At 74.5% G+C, this 14,433-nt stretch carries 12 protein-coding genes; 6 read left to right on the forward strand and 6 right to left on the reverse strand.

What is annotated here, in order from left to right; translation table 11 throughout:
• The first annotated feature begins 28 nt into the window (after positions 1-28).
• Complete coding sequence (locus Q7T67_RS14170) at positions 29-1,492, forward strand: aminobutyraldehyde dehydrogenase (protein ID WP_304790771.1); 1,464 nt, start codon at positions 29-31, stop codon at positions 1,490-1,492.
• Positions 1,493-1,714: 222 nt separating this feature from the next.
• Positions 1,715-2,719 (forward strand): hypothetical protein, encoded by a 1,005-nt coding sequence (locus Q7T67_RS14175; RefSeq protein ID WP_304790774.1) that lies wholly within the window; start codon positions 1,715-1,717, stop codon positions 2,717-2,719.
• Between the two features lie 57 nt (positions 2,720-2,776).
• Here the strand turns inward: Q7T67_RS14175 and Q7T67_RS14180 are convergent, their stop codons facing one another.
• Both Q7T67_RS14180 and Q7T67_RS14185 read right to left on the reverse strand, forming a co-directional pair.
• Complete coding sequence (locus Q7T67_RS14180) at positions 2,777-3,355, reverse strand: hypothetical protein (protein WP_304790778.1); 579 nt, start codon at positions 3,353-3,355, stop codon at positions 2,777-2,779.
• Between the two features lie 75 nt (positions 3,356-3,430).
• Positions 3,431-5,350 (reverse strand): hypothetical protein, encoded by a 1,920-nt coding sequence (locus Q7T67_RS14185; RefSeq protein ID WP_304790781.1) that lies wholly within the window; start codon positions 5,348-5,350, stop codon positions 3,431-3,433.
• Positions 5,351-5,490: 140 nt separating this feature from the next.
• On the opposite strand from Q7T67_RS14185, the gene Q7T67_RS14190 reads away from it, so the two are divergent.
• On the forward strand, positions 5,491-6,942 hold the full coding sequence (locus Q7T67_RS14190) for an aspartate aminotransferase family protein (RefSeq protein WP_304790783.1): 1,452 nt from the start codon (positions 5,491-5,493) through the stop codon (positions 6,940-6,942).
• Positions 6,943-7,043: 101 nt separating this feature from the next.
• Here Q7T67_RS14190 and Q7T67_RS14195 read toward each other — a convergent pair whose 3' ends face one another.
• Positions 7,044-8,552 (reverse strand): LCP family protein, encoded by a 1,509-nt coding sequence (locus Q7T67_RS14195; protein WP_304790786.1) that lies wholly within the window; start codon positions 8,550-8,552, stop codon positions 7,044-7,046.
• Positions 8,553-8,656: 104 nt separating this feature from the next.
• On the opposite strand from Q7T67_RS14195, the gene Q7T67_RS14200 reads away from it, so the two are divergent.
• Complete coding sequence (locus Q7T67_RS14200; RefSeq protein ID WP_304790789.1) at positions 8,657-10,069, forward strand: FAD-binding oxidoreductase; 1,413 nt, start codon at positions 8,657-8,659, stop codon at positions 10,067-10,069.
• A 15-nt stretch (positions 10,070-10,084) separates the two neighbouring features.
• Here Q7T67_RS14200 and Q7T67_RS14205 read toward each other — a convergent pair whose 3' ends face one another.
• Together Q7T67_RS14205 and Q7T67_RS14210 are read right to left on the reverse strand one after the other, a co-directional pair.
• Positions 10,085-11,305: an acyl-CoA dehydrogenase family protein gene (locus Q7T67_RS14205; protein ID WP_304790792.1), complete on the reverse strand. Its 1,221-nt coding sequence runs from the start codon at positions 11,303-11,305 to the stop codon at positions 10,085-10,087.
• 79 nt (positions 11,306-11,384) lie between these two features.
• Entirely contained in the window at positions 11,385-12,152 is a 768-nt protein-coding gene (locus Q7T67_RS14210) for a crotonase/enoyl-CoA hydratase family protein (protein WP_304790796.1), read from the reverse strand.
• Positions 12,153-12,246: 94 nt separating this feature from the next.
• On the opposite strand from Q7T67_RS14210, the gene Q7T67_RS14215 reads away from it, so the two are divergent.
• Both Q7T67_RS14215 and Q7T67_RS14220 read left to right on the forward strand, forming a co-directional pair.
• Positions 12,247-12,918, forward strand: coding sequence for an MBL fold metallo-hydrolase (locus Q7T67_RS14215; RefSeq protein ID WP_304790799.1), 672 nt, complete (start codon positions 12,247-12,249; stop codon positions 12,916-12,918).
• A 265-nt stretch (positions 12,919-13,183) separates the two neighbouring features.
• Positions 13,184-13,429 carry a hypothetical protein gene (locus tag Q7T67_RS14220; RefSeq protein ID WP_304790802.1) on the forward strand — a complete coding sequence of 82 codons (246 nt, stop codon included), beginning with the start codon at positions 13,184-13,186 and terminating at the stop codon, positions 13,427-13,429.
• A gap of 320 nt (positions 13,430-13,749) precedes the next feature.
• On the opposite strand, the gene Q7T67_RS14225 is transcribed toward Q7T67_RS14220, so the two are convergent.
• Positions 13,750-14,430, reverse strand: coding sequence for a phenylalanine--tRNA ligase beta subunit-related protein (locus Q7T67_RS14225; protein ID WP_304790805.1), 681 nt, complete (start codon positions 14,428-14,430; stop codon positions 13,750-13,752).
• Positions 14,431-14,433 lie beyond the last annotated feature (3 nt).

The raw sequence follows: 14,433 nt of genomic DNA on the forward strand, positions 1-14,433 counted from the left end.
ACCGCCCACCGACCCCGAGGAGCACCGCATGAGCACCACCGAGGTCACGACCCTGAAGAACGTCGTCGGCGGCGAGGTCGTCGACGCGACCACCGGCGAGCTCGAGGACGTCCTGGACCCCGCGACGGAGGAGGTCATCGCCCGTGTGCCCCTCGGCGGTCCGGCCGACGTGCTCCGCGCGGTGGACGCCGCCGCCGGTGCGGCGCGGGCCTGGGGCCGCACCACGCCGAAGGACCGCGCCACCGCGATCCTGGCGCTCGCCGACGCGCTCGACGCCCACGAGGCGGAGCTGGCCGACCTCGAGTCGCGCGACGCGGGCAAGCCCCGACCCGCCGCGCTGGAGGAGGTCCGCAGCTGCTCGGACCACCTGCGGTTCTTCGCCGGCGCGGCCCGCTCCCTGAACGGGCAGGCCGCCGGCGAGTACTCGGGCGAGCACACCTCGATCATCCGCCGCGAGCCGCTCGGCGTCGTCGGACAGATCACCCCGTGGAACTACCCGCTGCCGATGGCGATGTGGAAGATCGGCCCGGCGCTGGCCGGCGGCAACACGATCGTCCTGAAGCCGTCGGAGCTCACGCCGCTGACCACCGTGCGCCTCGGCGAGATCGCCGCGGGCATCCTGCCCCCGGGCGTCCTGAACGTCATCACCGGCCACGGCATGCCGGTCGGCGCCGGGATCGTCGACGACCGGCGGGTCCGCCTGGTCTCGCTCACGGGCTCGGTCGCGACGGGCCGGCGGATCGCCGCCGCGGCCGCGGAGCGCCTGGCGATCACCCACCTCGAGCTGGGCGGCAAGGCCCCGGTCGTCGTCCTCGACGACGCCGACGTCGACGCCGTGGTCGAGGGCATCAAGGTCGGTGGGCTCTACAACGCCGGCCAGGACTGCACCGCAGCCTGCCGCGTGATCGCCACGCCGGGGGTCCACGACCGGCTGCTCGAGGCCCTCGTTCCCGCGTTCCAGGGCCTCGTCGTCGGCGAGCCGGGCGGCTCCCCGGGCGGGCCGCACCAGGACGACGTCGAGCTCGGCCCGGTCATCTCGGGTCCGCAGCGCGAGAAGGTCCTCGGCTTCGTCGACCGCGCCGCCGACGCCGGGGCGCAGGTCCTGACCGGCGGCAGCGCCGTCGGCGACCGCGGCTTCTTCGTCGCACCGACCCTGGTCGCCGGCCCCGCGCAGGACAGCGAGATCGTGCAGCGCGAGGTCTTCGGTCCGGTCGTCTCGGTCCAGCGGGCCGCCGACGCCGACCAGGCGCTCGAGTGGGCCAACGACACCGTCTACGGCCTCGCGGCGTCCGTCTGGACCCGGGACGTCGGCGCCGCGATGCGGTTCACGCGCGAGCTGCACTTCGGGTGCGTCTGGGTCAACGACCACATGCCCTATCTCTCCGAGATGCCCCACGGCGGCTTCGGCGAGTCGGGCTACGGCAAGGACCTCTCGGCGTACTCGCTCGAGGAGTACACGCGGATCAAGCACGTGATGGTCCGCCTCGACTGACCGGCCGGCGCCGGCCCCGGAGCCTGGCCCGGGGCCCCGGCGGGCGCCCCGGCCGGCCGGCGCCGCGCGCACAGCACGGCCCCGGGGTCCCGGCGGGGCCGGATCCGAGCGGGGACGCGCCACGGTCTCAATCGTTTCTCACGATGCGGACGCCGGACGCAACTACCGTCCTGCGGGACAGATCCGCCGTCGGGGCGGGTCGCGAACTCCCCGGAGCGTCCCGTGAAGCAGCACCTCCTGAAGGCCTCGATCGTCGCCACGTTGAGCGCGGTCGCGTTCACCGGCTGCGGCGGCGACGACGGCGGAGAGGGCGGCGGTGGGGGCGACGAGTTCGCCGCGTTCACCACGCAGGACGTCCAGCAGCGCTTCAAGGAGCTCGCCGGCATCGACCTGCGGGTGATGGGCTCCTCCGGGCAGGGGACGGACACGCTCAGCCTGCCGAGCGGTGGCACGGACTCCACGAGGATCCGCCAGCGGTACGGCAGCTTCCTCATCACCGTCTCCAACGACGAGGAGAGCTTCAAGCGGCGGCGGGAGTTCGCGTCGTCCACCGGGACCGAGAAGGTCGTCAAGAACGTCGTGCTCCGCGGCATCGGGTCCGACGACGTCGAGTTCCAGCGCGTGGCCCGCATCGTCGGCTCCCTCGGCACGCCCGTCGCCCAGGTGCGGCTGGCGCCCGAGGACACCCCGTGCTCCAAGCTCGGGATCGACCCCGACGGCGGCACGGGGAAGACGGGCACCTGCCTCGACCGGCAGCAGACCGTCACGGTCGTGGACGCGAAGGGCCCGCTGGAGCTGCCGCTGGCCACCGTGGGCTCGCTGGACCAGAAGATCGGCCGGACGCTGACGTCGAAGCGCTTCGGCACGACCCGCCGCGTCCGTGCCCAGGGCGCGTTCGTCGCCGTGCGCGTGAAGATCGAGAACACCTCGGACGCGCCGCTGACCGGCCTGCGGCCCGACCTCGTCATCAACGGCCGCCGCTACGGTGCGGACACCCGCAACGGCTACTACCTGGACTCCGACGCGTTCCCCATGCAGCCGGGCGCCACCGCGCGCGCGACGTTCCTCTTCGACGTCCCCCGCACCGCGGACGACCCACGAGAGGGCGGGGCGCTCGAGTTCGCCTCGGACGGCGAGAGCTACACCTCGCCCGAGAACGCCGGGGTCGTCGGGCGCATCCGCCTGTCCCCGGGCACCGGCTCGACGTCGGGCGACGCCAGCCGGTGACGCCGGCGGGCCCCGTCCCGAGCCGCCTGAGCGCTCGGGGCCGGCGGCCCCGTGGGGCTACGGCGTCGTCCCGTCGGACGGCGCCGTCGGGTCGTCCGTCGTCGTCCCCTGCTCGAGGGCGTCGACCCGGGTGGCCAGGTCGCTCAGCTGACTCTCGAGCCCGCTGGTGTCCGGGGCCTCCGTCGCCTCGGTGGTGGTCGTCTCGCCGGACGAGGAGCCTGCCGCGGCGACCGACTTCTGCAGCGCGGTGATGTCGTCCTGCAGGTCCGAGACGTCGCCCTTCGTCGCGCGGTCGGCGACGCGGTCCTCCAGCCGATCGACGCTCTTGCGCAGCGCCGCCGGGGTGCGGGCGCCGGAGGAGGAGTCGTCGTCGCCACCGGACACGAGCGCCCACGCCGCGACGCCGAGCGCCACGACGGCGAGGACCGCCAGCGCCGTCATCCACGTGCGCAGCGAGCGGACCTGCTGCTCCAGGGCGTAGAGCTGCGGATCGCCCGGAGCCGCGGCGAGCGGGCGCTCGCCGGTCGGCGGACCGGCGCCCGGGGGCTGCGCCTGGCGCTCGCGAGGCCGCGGGGGACCGGGCTCCCGCGGCGGCATGGGCAGCCGACGCGTCGGTGGATCCTCGTCGTAGCTCATGGCCGACCCGTACCCGCCGCCGCGCCCGGGACACGAACGGGCGCGGTCGTGCGTCCGCCCGGCCCGTTGCCGGCGTCAGTCCGCCGCGCCGGCGCCCGCCGCGACGTGCCGCCGCCCGGCCCGGCCCGGCGCGACCGGGTCGGCCGCGCGGGCCGCGTCCCCACCGGACCCCCGCCGCGGGCCCTTCTGCATGCGCCCGACGCGGACGACGATCGCCGCGAGCAGCACGATCATCAGGAGGATCGACAGCAGCACGGTCAGCGTCGCCGCGGTCCAGAGCCACGTCGCGACGCCCGGCTTGCGCTCGATCTGCATCAGCGCGCGGTCGGCGACCATCGGGCGGGTGACCTGGGCGCGGGCCGGGAAGCCGCCGAAGGCGATGGCCGGATCGGCCGCCATGCGGATCGGGGCGGACAGCATCGTCCGGCCCTCCTGCACGCGCACGAACGACTTCCAGGTCCCCGTCAGCGGGACCGGCGAGGTCGAGACGTACGACCCGTCGCCCTGGCGCCGCAGGTCGTCCAGGTACCGCCCCTTGCCCTGCCAGCCCAGCGCGGAGACGTACATCGCGTCCTCCGTGTCGACGTTCGAGAACGAGACGCGCAGGTCGCCGACGGTCTGCGGGCCGCCCGTCCCCGGCACGTCGGCCTGGCGCAGGTTCGAGAGCGCCATCGTCACGCGCGCGTCCTTCGGCGTGGTGGCGAGGAACGCGTTGACGCCCAGGGCGATCACGAGCAGGCCCGCGGCGGACGCCACGACGAGCGGACGACGCAGGACCGGGCCGCGGCGCGACGGGGCCAGCGTGCCCTGGAGCGCCTGCGCCATGAGGGCGCCGAGGACACCGCCGGCGACCCCGGCGAGGATCGCGACGGGGACGCCCTCGGGCAGCATCGCGGGCGTCCACGGGATCGGCATGATCGCGTGGGTCCAGGCGTACTCCGAGGCGAAGCCGACGGTGCCGATCAGGACGCCGGCGACCGCGCCGAAGCGGACGGGGCTGCGCCAGGCGCCCCGGATGGCGAGCAGCTCGACGATCAGCACCTCGACCACGAACAGCGGCATGCCCGGCGCGGTGACCTCGAGCGGGCCGCCGATCATCAGCGACATGAAGACCTGCATCGGTGCCCAGATGGCGAGCGCCAGGAGCGCCGAGCCGCGGCCGCCCCAGATCCGCGCCAGGACGAGCGCCTGACCGGCGCCCAGGGCGAGCAGGAGCGGGTGCCAGACCATCCGGTACTGCGGGACGCCCCAGTTGAACTCGTGCAGCGACGCGGCCCAGAGGTAGAGGAAGATCGCGGCCAGCAGCGCGGGCAGCGGGCGCATCAGCGCGTTCTTCCCGTTCGCCGGCTCGCGGCCGACGGAGCGCGCGCCCTCGACCAGCAGGAGGACGCCGGCGGTGCCGCCCACGGCGGTGCCGGCGACGATCATCAGGTGCGTCGGGCCCCAGAGGGTCACGTCCTGCCCGAAGGTGCGGTGCCACAGGTCGTCGAGCGGGAACGCGGCGAAGCCGAACGCGCCGCCGGCCAGCAGCAGGACGCCGCCTGCGGGAAGCGGCCACAGCCCCCTGATCCGCAGAGCGACCGGCGACGAGCGCGCCGGGTTCTTCGGCGCCATGCCGATGGCGAGCAGCCCCATCTGGAAGACGCCGAAGAGGCCGACGAGCAGCGGGTAGTGCGCCGTCGTGCCGAGCGGGCCCTCGTCGCGGCCGACGTCGATGTGCAGACCGATGTCCCAGGTCGCGCCCAGGATGATGATCGTGGCGAACGCGACGGTGGAGATGCCGGGGACCGCTGCCCAGCCGGGGATCCCGATCGTGCGCTCCGCCAGCGCCGAGAGCGCGCGCAGCGGCTTGGCGCCACCGGCGCGGTAGCGGGCGATCAGGAGCAGCATCAGCAGCGTGACGCCGGTCGTGGCGGCCGCGACGATCGCGATCTGGTCCAGTGGCGCGCCGCCGCCCTCGGAGCGTGCGGCGGCCTTTGCGAGAAGTGGGCTCATGGTGCGGGCGATCCGGCTGGGGAACAGGGCGGCCGAGGTGCCTACGGAGTCGTAGGTACGGGACCGTAGGCGGAGTTGTACCACCGGTAGCAATTCCCCGCCACTGGCATTTCGAGCTAACTGATGTCAATATCAGTTGCATGAGCACGACGCAGAAGGCCAGCCACGCCGGGGCCGCGGAGCTGCGCCGTTCCGCGCAGGACCACCTCTGGCTGCATTTCACGCAGATGTCCGACTTCGAGAAGCGGCCGCTGCCGATCATCGTCTCGGGCGACGGCTGCCACCTGACCGACGTCGACGGCAAGCGCTTCCTCGACGGCCTCGCCGGCCTCTTCGCCGTGCAGATCGGCTACTCGCACGGCGAGGAGATCGGCGAGGCGGCGGCCGCCCAGATGCGCGAGCTGCCCTTCTACACGAACTGGAACTACGCCCACCCGCGTGCGATCGAGCTCGCGGAGGAGGTCGCGTCGCTCGCGCCGGAGAACTTCAACCGCGTCTTCTTCACCTCGGGCGGCGCCGAGTCCGTCGAGTCCGCGTGGAAGATCGCCCGGCAGTACCACGCGCTCAACGGCGAGCGCCGTTGGAAGGCCATCGGGCGCGACGTCGCCTACCACGGCACCACGATGGGCGCGCTGTCGATCACGGGCGTCGAGTCGATCCGCAACCCCTTCGAGCCGCTCGTCCCGCAGGTCTCCCACGTCCGCAACACGGACCGCTTCCACCGTCCCGAGGGCGAGACGGAGGAGCAGTTCACCGCGATGCTGCTCGACGACATGGAGCACCGGATCCTCTCCGAGGGCCCCGAGACGATCGCGATGGTCATCCTCGAGCCCGTGCAGAACTCCGGTGGCGCGTTCACGCCGCCGAAGGGCTACTTCCAGGGCGTCCGGGCCCTCTGCGACGAGTACGGGATCCTGCTCTGCGCCGACGAGGTCATCACCGGCTTCGGGCGCCTCGGCGACTGGTTCGGCTCGCTGAAGTACGACATCCGCCCCGACCTCCTGACGTCCGCCAAGGGCCTCTCGTCGGCCTACGCCTCGATCGGCGCGCTGCTCGTGTCGGACAAGGTCGCCGAGCCGTTCTACGGCCACGAGCAGATGTTCAAGCACGGCATCACCTTCGGCGGGCACCCGGTCCAGGCCGCGATCGCGCTGAAGAACATCGAGATCATGAAGCGCCTGGACGTCGTCGGGCACGTGAACCGCGAGCAGGACGCGTTCCGCCGCACGCTCGAGCCGCTGCTCGACCTGCCGATCGTCGGCGACCTGCGCGGGACCGGGTTCTTCTACGCGCTCGAGCTCGTCAAGGACAAGGACACGAAGCAGGGCTTCTCCTCGTCCGAGGGCAAGGACCTGCTGCAGAACTTCCTCTCCGACCGCCTCTTCGACGCCGGCCTGATCTGCCGCGCGGACGACCGCGGCGAGCCGGTCATCCAGGTGTCCCCGCCGCTGGTGGCCGACCAGGCGATCTTCGACGAGATGACGGGCATCCTCGGCGAGGTCCTGACGGAGGCCACCGCGCGGGTCAAGGCGATGCCGTCGGGCTCGGTCGGCGACGAGCTGCGCGCGGGCAACCAGAGCGCCCAGGGGTGAGCCCGCAGCGGCACGGACGCCCCCTCCGGGTGCCCCGTGCCGCGCCGCAGGCCGACCCGGTGTCGACCCGAGACGCACGGGGCGGGGCCCGGCCTTCTCTCCTAGCGGCGGTGCAGGCTCTTGGCGATCGCGTACATCTCCGCGCCGTCGAGCTCGTCGGTCAGGGTGTTGGTGATCCAGTACGTGCCGCCGCCGTCCGGGTCGCGCCAGAACAGCCGGTGCACGCGGCGCCCGACGTACTGGACGCTCCACGTCCGGCCGCCGATGCGGACGACGTCGCTCGCCAGGTCCAGGGCGGGCGGGGCCTTCCAGCCCGTGCCCTGGATGCCGTAGGCCTGGCCGGTCGCCGTCCGGGCGACGACGCGGTAGGCCGGCCACCCGCCGCGGCCCCGCGGTCCGGCGATCCGGTAGCCGCGGCCGGCCGCGAGGTCGTAGCCCGCCGATCCGGGCCGCAGGTCGGGGACGAAGACCGCGAGGCGCCCGGCGCCGCGGGCCACCCGACGGGCGACCGCCCGGGCCCCGGCGACGTCGCGCACGAGCGAGGACGGGCTGCTCGTCCGCAGCCGTCGGCCGCGCCCGGGCAGCACGGCGGGGCGCCCGGTGCGCTCCTCCACGGGGGTCTTCTGCGCCGGCAGCCGCGGGTCCAGGAAGCGGTCGCGGGCCCGTCGGAGCGCCGCCTCCGAGGCGAGCACGTCGCCCGACCCGTCGGTCGCGTCGCGGATCCCGTCGATCTCGACGCGCGCGGTCGGGCGCCCGACGACGTAGACCGCGAGCCGCACGAGCTCCGCGAGCCCCTCGCGCGTCCCGGCGTCCTTCCCGATCAGCCGCGCCAGCCGGGGCAGCAGCCCGCCGTCGAGGACCGCGAGCGGGTCGATCTGCGTGCGGGCCTCGGTGAGGAAGTTCGCCTGGCGCGCCTCGCGGACGAAGTCGCTGTCCCCGATCCGGTAGCGCACGTAGGCCAGGGCGTCCTCGCCGCACAGCCGCGCGTAGCCCGCGGGCTGGTCGATCTCGGCGTGCCCGGCGCCCGGTGGGACGAGGTAACGCCGGTCGACGTCGGCGTAGAGGCAGCCCAGGGCGTTGACGATCTTCGCGAAGGTCCCGAAGCGGACGGAGAGGACGTCGTCGATCTCGAACGGGTCGTCCTCCGTGCCGAGCACCTCGGTCCCGACGATCTCGGTCAGCCGGCGCTGCCCGCCCTGGAACCACGCCTGGTTCAGCTTGTCCCGGTCGCGCCCCCCGAGCGCCTCGACCCGCAGGTCGCGGGGCAGGGAGAGCATCGCGGTCGCCTTCGCCCGCGGGTCCAGCCGGACGAGCAGCATCGTGTCGGAGCGCGTGCGGGCGTTCGGTCCGTCCGCGAACCGGCGGTCCAGCCCGGCGAGCAGGATCGTGCGCGCCTCGCCGGGGTCGGGCAGGTCGACGGCGGGGAGCGGGGTCGTCTGCGGCGCGTCGGGCGTCGCGTCGCCGACGGAGTCGTCCCCTCCCCCGCAGCCGGCGAGCGCCGCCGGGGCGGCCACGGCGAGCACCGCGGTCACCAGCACCGGCACGAGCCGGCGGGCGAGCGCGGGTCGGCCGCAGCGGGGTGGCCGACCGGCCGGGCGCTGCGGGCTCACGCGGCGTGCCGGACGACGACGGCGGTCTGCTGGGACGACGGCGACGGCACGCGATCCCATCAGACCACATGCCTGCGCGCGCAGGGAACGGGCACCGGCCGACCATGAGCGCCTCCGTGTCGCATTGGTTCTCGGCCCTCGGCGGCGACGCCGGGATGCCCGCCGCCCGACCGCCGCTGGACGGCGACCGACGCGTCGACGTCTGCATCGTCGGCGGGGGCTACACGGGCCTCTGGACCGCGTACGAGCTGCGGCGCACGCACCCGGAGCTCGAGGTCCTCGTCGTGGAGCGCGAGGTCTGCGGCTTCGGCGCGTCGGGGCGCAACGGCGGCTGGGTGCAGGGCGCGCTGGCCGGCGACCCGTCGACGTGGACGGGCCGCGGCGACCCGGAGGGCGCCCGGCGCATGCGGGCCGCGATCCGGTCGACCGTCGGCGAGATCGCGTCGGTGGTGCAGGCCGAGGGCATCGCCTGCGACCTGCTCGTCGGCGGCACGCTGACCATCGCCCGCTCCGCCGTGGAGCTCGATCGGCTGCGCGAGCTGGAGCACGCCGCCCGCCGGGACGGCCTGTGGGACGAGGGCGAGGACGCGCTCCTCGGCCCGGACGAGGTCGCCGCACGCGTGCGGATCCCCGGCGCCGTCGGCGCGCTGTTCGACCCGGCGTGCGCGCGGGTGCAGCCGGCAGCGCTGGCCCGGGGCCTGGCCGACGCCGTCGAGCGGGCCGGAGCGACGATCGTCGAGGGGACGGCGGTGACCGCGATCGAGCCGATCCGCGGGACCGTCCCCGCCGTCGCCCGCACGGACCACGGGGACGTCCACGCCCGCTGGGTCGTCCGCGCGACGGAGGGCTACACCCCGGAGCTGCCCGGCGAGCGCCGCACCCTCGCGCCGATCACGAGCTCGATGATCGTCACCGAGCCGCTCGGCGCCGAGCGGTGGGCGCAGGTCGGCTGGGACGGCGCGGAGACGATCCTCGACGCCGGCCCGCTCTACCACTACCTCCAGCGCACGGCCGACGGCCGGATCGCCATCGGCGGGCGCGGCGTGCCGTACCGCTACGGCTCGCGGACGGACCGCGAGGGCCCGGTGCCCGCGTCGACCGTCGCGACGCTGCGCGACGGCCTCGTCCGGCTCTTCGGGCCCGCGCTGACGGACGTCGCCGTCGACGACGCGTGGCACGGCGTCCTCGGCGTCGCCCGCGACTGGACCCCGTTCGTGACGGCGGACAGCGCGACCGGGGTGGCCTCCGCCGGCGGCTACGTCGGCGAGGGCGTCGCCGCATCGAACCTGGCCGGCCGCACCCTGCGCGACCTGCTCGTCGGGCGCCGCTCGGACCTCGCGGCGCTGCCCTGGGTGCTGCCGCCCGGCGGCCGGCCGCCGCGCTGGGAGCCGGAGCCCTTGCGCTGGGCGGGCGTCCGCGGCGTCTACGGCCTGCTCGGCCTGGGCCAGGAGATCGAGCGCCGGACGGGCCGCCCCTCGCGGGTCACGGCCCTGGCCGAGCGGATCTCGGGGCACTGAGGCCCCGCGGTCCGCTCAGTCCGCAGCGCCCGCCGGGTGGCGCCGCAGCTCGGTGCGGGCGATCGCGCGCTTGTGGACCTCGTCCGGGCCGTCGGCCAGGCGCAGCGTGCGCTGGTGCGCCCACATCATCGCCAGCGGGAAGTCGTCGGAGACCCCGCCGCCGCCGTGGACCTGGATCGCGCGGTCGATGATCTTCTGCGCGATCTGCGGCGCGGCGACCTTGATCGCCGCGATCTCCGTCTTCGCGTGCTTGTTGCCGACGGTGTCCATCAGCCACGCGGTCTTCATCGCCAGCAGCCGGATCATCTCGATGTCGATCCGCGCCTCGGCGATCCAGTCCTGGATGTTCGCCCGCTCGCTGACCGGCCGCCCGAAGGTCACCCGCTCCTGCGCGCGGGTGCACATGAGCTCGAGCGCCCGCTCGGCCGCGCCGATGGAGCGCATGCAGTGGTGGATGCGACCGGGTCCGAGGCGCGCCTGCGCGATCGCGAAGCCCTCGCCCTCCCCCTTGAGGATCGCGTCGGCGGGCACCCGCGCGTCGTCGAAGCGGACCTCGGCGTGGCCCTCGCGGTCCATGTAGCCGAAGACCGGCAGACCGCGGACGACGGTGACGCCGGGCGTGTCCATCGGCACGACGAGCATGCTCTGCTGCTTGTGCGGCGCCGCGTCGGGCGCGGTCTTGCCCATGACGATCAGGACCTGGCAGTTCTGGTGCAGCGCGTTGCTGGTCCACCACTTGCGGCCGTTGAGGACGTACTCGTCGCCCTCCCGCTCGATCCGCATCGAGATGTTCGTCGCGTCCGACGACGCCACGTCGGGCTCGGTCATCGCGAAGGCGGAGCGGACCTCGCCGAGCAGCAGCGGCTTGAGCCAGCGCTCGCGGTGCTCCTCCGAGCCGAACAGCTCGAGGACCTCCATGTTGCCGGTGTCCGGCGCGTTGCAGTTGAAGACCTCGGGCGCGAAGTGGACCCGGCCCATGAGCTCGGCCAGGGGGGCGTACTCCGCGTTGGTGAGGCCCGGCCCCCACTCGGACGCGTGGGGGTGGAAGAGGTTCCAGAGACCCGCGTCCTGCGCGGCGGTCTTCAGGTCCTCGAGGATCTGCGGCTGGTGGTGCGGGTCGCCCGAGGCGAGCATCTGCTCGTGGTAGACGGCCTCGGCCGGGTAGACCCGCTCGTCCATGAACGAGCGCAGCCGCTCCTGGTACTCGGCGGAGCGGTCGGTGGGTGCGAAGTCCATGCCTCGACGCTACCTCAGACCCCGCGGCCACCGGGACACGGCCCCGGCGGCCCGGGGCCGACACGGGCGGGGCCCGGTCTCAGCGCCCCTTCCAGACCGGGTCGCGCCGCTCCTTGAACGCGATGGCGCCCTCGCGCGCGTCCTCCGAGAACAGCACCGGGCCGGCGATCTCGCCCTGCTTCTCCCAGAACTCCTGCTCGCCCCAGTCGCCCTGGGCGTGCAGGATGCGCTTGGACGACGCCAGACCGAGCGGCCCGTTCGGCACGATCCTCGCGGCCAGCTCGAACGCGGCGTCCAGCGCGCCGCCCGCGGGCGTGACCCGGTTGACGAGCCCCACCTCGTAGCCGCGCCGCCCGGTGATCGGGTCGCCGGTCAGCGCCATCTCCATCGCCACCCCCATCGGGATGCGCTCCGGCAGGCGTCTGAGCGCACCACCCGCGGCCACGAGCGAGCGCTTGACCTCGGGGATGCCGAGCTTCGCGTCCTCCGCTGCGACGAGCAGGTCGGCACAGAGCGCGATCTCGAGGCCGCCCGCGACGGCGAAGCCCTCGACGGCGGCGATGACCGGCTTGGCGGGCCGCTGCTGCGCCATCCCGGCGAAGCCGCGCTCGGGGTCGAACGGCAGCTCGCCCTTGGCGAACGCGGCCAGGTCCATCCCGGCCGAGAAGCCCTTCCCGGCCCCGGTGAGGATGCCGACGATGAGCTCCGGGTCGTCCTCGAGCTGCCGGATCGCCGCTCCGATCGCGTCCGAGACGGCCTTGTTGACGGCGTTGCGCTGATCGGGCCGGTTGATGGTGATGAGGAGCACCGCGTCGCGGCGCTCGACGAGGACGGGCTGGTCGGTCATGGCGCGATGCTACCCGAGAGTAGGAGGTGCCACATCTCACTTCAGCGGCCGCGACTCCCGCTCCGGCGACGGTCGGCGGCGCTAGTCTCCGCGCATGCGCGAGGTCGCCGACGACGTCTTCCACCTGCCCCTGGCTCCGCGCAACAGCGTGAACGCCTACCTGATCGGCGACGTGCTCGTCGACGCGGGCGTGGCGCTCCAGGCGGGTCGGGTGCTCTCCGCGGTGCGCGGCCGGGTCGTCACCCAGCACGTGCTGACGCACGCCCACCCCGATCACGCCGGCGGGACCCGCAAGGTCGTCGACGCCCTGCGGATCCCGGTCCGGGCCGGCGCGCGCGACCTGCCGGCGCTGCACGCCGGGCAGAGCGCGCTCGAGCTCCCCGGGCCGCTCCGGGCCCTCGGTCGCCGCTTCGGCAGCTTCTCCGCCGTGCCCGAGGCCGCGGCGCTGCGTGCGGGCGACGTCGTGGGACCGGACTTCGTGGTGCTCGACACCCCGGGCCACAGCGCGGGTCACGTGAGCTTCTGGCGCGAGCGCGACGGCGTGCTGATCTGCGGCGACGTCGTCAACAGCATGGACCTGAAGACGACGATCCCCGGCCTGCGGGAGCCGCCGAAGCCGCTCACGCCCGACCCGGCCCAGAACCGCCAGTCGATCCGCACCCTCGCGGACCTCTCGCCGCGCCTCGTGCTGGTCGGCCACGGCCCGCCGGTGACGAACGCCGCCACGCCCTTCCGCGAGTTCGCCGGCCGCCTGCCCCAGGACTGAGGCCGACCCCGGACACGGGACGGGCGGCCCGTGGCCGCCCGTCGGTGTGGCGGGCCTCATCGCCCGCGAAGCTGGATGCCGCCGGGGCTAAGGGGCAGCCGGAGGAGACCTTGACGCGCCACCAGCCGCCGAGGATCCCGACGAGGCCGAAGCGCGGGACGACCTCGTAGACGCGGCAGCCGCGCTCGGCGAGGTCCGACGTCTCCAGCCGCGTGTGCTTGTACGCGGCGGGGTCGCGGTACATCTCGCGCAGCAGCACCCGGTTGTGGAGCTCCTCGGTGCGACGCGCCTCGACCTCGGTCAGGCGGGCGACGAGCTCGTCGCGCCGCCGCTCGAGCTCGCCGAGGGACTGGAGTCGCGCGACGCCCGCGGGGGCGGCGAGGACGTCGGTCTGCAGGCGCCCTCGGGCACCGGCCAAGAGGTCGTCGGCGACGGCGATCGAGAGCTGCTGCTCCAACCGCGCGACCTGGCGGCGCAGCGTGCGGCGAGCGGCGTGCTCGTCCTGCTCTAGGGCCCGGTCGGGCAGGGACGGAACGACGGGGAGCCGCTCCGTGGCTGGTGCGGCGAACGGCGCCACGGGCTCCTCGTCGACCAGCTCGAGTCCTTCGATCCCGCGCATACCCACCTCCTCCACGTCGCCTTCCGTCCTTCGACCGTAGCAGCGCGCGTCGGTGGCGTCGACCGGCAACCGACACGTGAGCCGACGCCGTACGTGACGCGGGTCCGATCCGATCCACGGTGTCCCGGATCGGTCGGCGGGCGACACCGTGCGACGTCGGACGGCGCCACCGACCGGCGATGGGGCCGGGGCGGGCCGCGGGTCGCCCCGCCTCAGGCGATCCGCAGGAGCTTGCGACAGGTGTTGAGCGACTCCTGCACGTCGAGCGCCGGGACGCCCGGCACCTGCAGGACGTAGAGGACGACGCGCCGCGTGGTCGGGCCGACGGCGAACGGCGGGGCGAGCGGCTCGAAGATGCGGGCGACGGGCCGGTCGGCGTCGGCGATCACGAGCTCGCCCTTCGCCAGCGGCCGGACCTGACCGGCCGTCCACAGCTCCTCCCCCGTCCGGGCGCCGCGCACGCCGAGCGGGCCCGACAGCGCGGCGGCGTCGGCCGCCCAGACGGCGACGCCGGTCTCGAGCAGGCCGACGAGGAGCGCGTCCCCGGGCATCCCTCCCGGGACGAAGCCGCCGCTCCACAGGCGGTCGAACAGCGCCTGCTCCAGCGGGGGTCGGCGGACGTCGGGGTCCAGCCCGAGCTGTCGGTAGAACGCCCGGTGCAGCGCGGGGACGGGCAGCTGCCGGACGCGCAGCGCGTAGGGGCCGGTGATGCGGTTGGCGAGGTCCGTCAGGCGGTGGACGACCCACGGCGCGGTGCGGGTGGGCCGGCAGGGGACCTCGACCGTGACGAGCGCGAGACCCGGGAACTCGTCCTCGATCTCGGCCTCGATCCAGCCGAGCTGCGCGGGGCCCTCGCCCTCCTCGGCCGGTGGGTCGTCCGGGAGGCCCGCCATCGG

The organism is Patulibacter sp. (assembly GCF_030655195.1).
Classification (GTDB): domain Bacteria; phylum Actinomycetota; class Thermoleophilia; order Solirubrobacterales; family Solirubrobacteraceae; genus Patulibacter.

Excerpts from the sequence above, each read along its gene's own strand:
- Q7T67_RS14205 (WP_304790792.1), bottom strand. The coding sequence starts at position 11,305 with ATGGACTTCGCACCCACCGACCGCTCCGCCGAGTACCAGGAGCGGCTG.
- Q7T67_RS14215 (WP_304790799.1), top strand. The coding sequence starts at position 12,247 with ATGCGCGAGGTCGCCGACGACGTCTTCCACCTGCCCCTGGCTCCGCGC.
- Q7T67_RS14210 (WP_304790796.1), bottom strand. The coding sequence starts at position 12,152 with ATGACCGACCAGCCCGTCCTCGTCGAGCGCCGCGACGCGGTGCTCCTC.
- Q7T67_RS14180 (WP_304790778.1), bottom strand. The coding sequence starts at position 3,355 with ATGAGCTACGACGAGGATCCACCGACGCGTCGGCTGCCCATGCCGCCG.
- Q7T67_RS14200 (WP_304790789.1), top strand. The coding sequence starts at position 8,657 with ATGAGCGCCTCCGTGTCGCATTGGTTCTCGGCCCTCGGCGGCGACGCC.
- Q7T67_RS14185 (WP_304790781.1), bottom strand. The coding sequence starts at position 5,350 with ATGAGCCCACTTCTCGCAAAGGCCGCCGCACGCTCCGAGGGCGGCGGC.
- Q7T67_RS14225 (WP_304790805.1), bottom strand. The coding sequence starts at position 14,430 with ATGGCGGGCCTCCCGGACGACCCACCGGCCGAGGAGGGCGAGGGCCCC.
- Q7T67_RS14170 (WP_304790771.1), top strand. The coding sequence starts at position 29 with ATGAGCACCACCGAGGTCACGACCCTGAAGAACGTCGTCGGCGGCGAG.
- Q7T67_RS14190 (WP_304790783.1), top strand. The coding sequence starts at position 5,491 with ATGAGCACGACGCAGAAGGCCAGCCACGCCGGGGCCGCGGAGCTGCGC.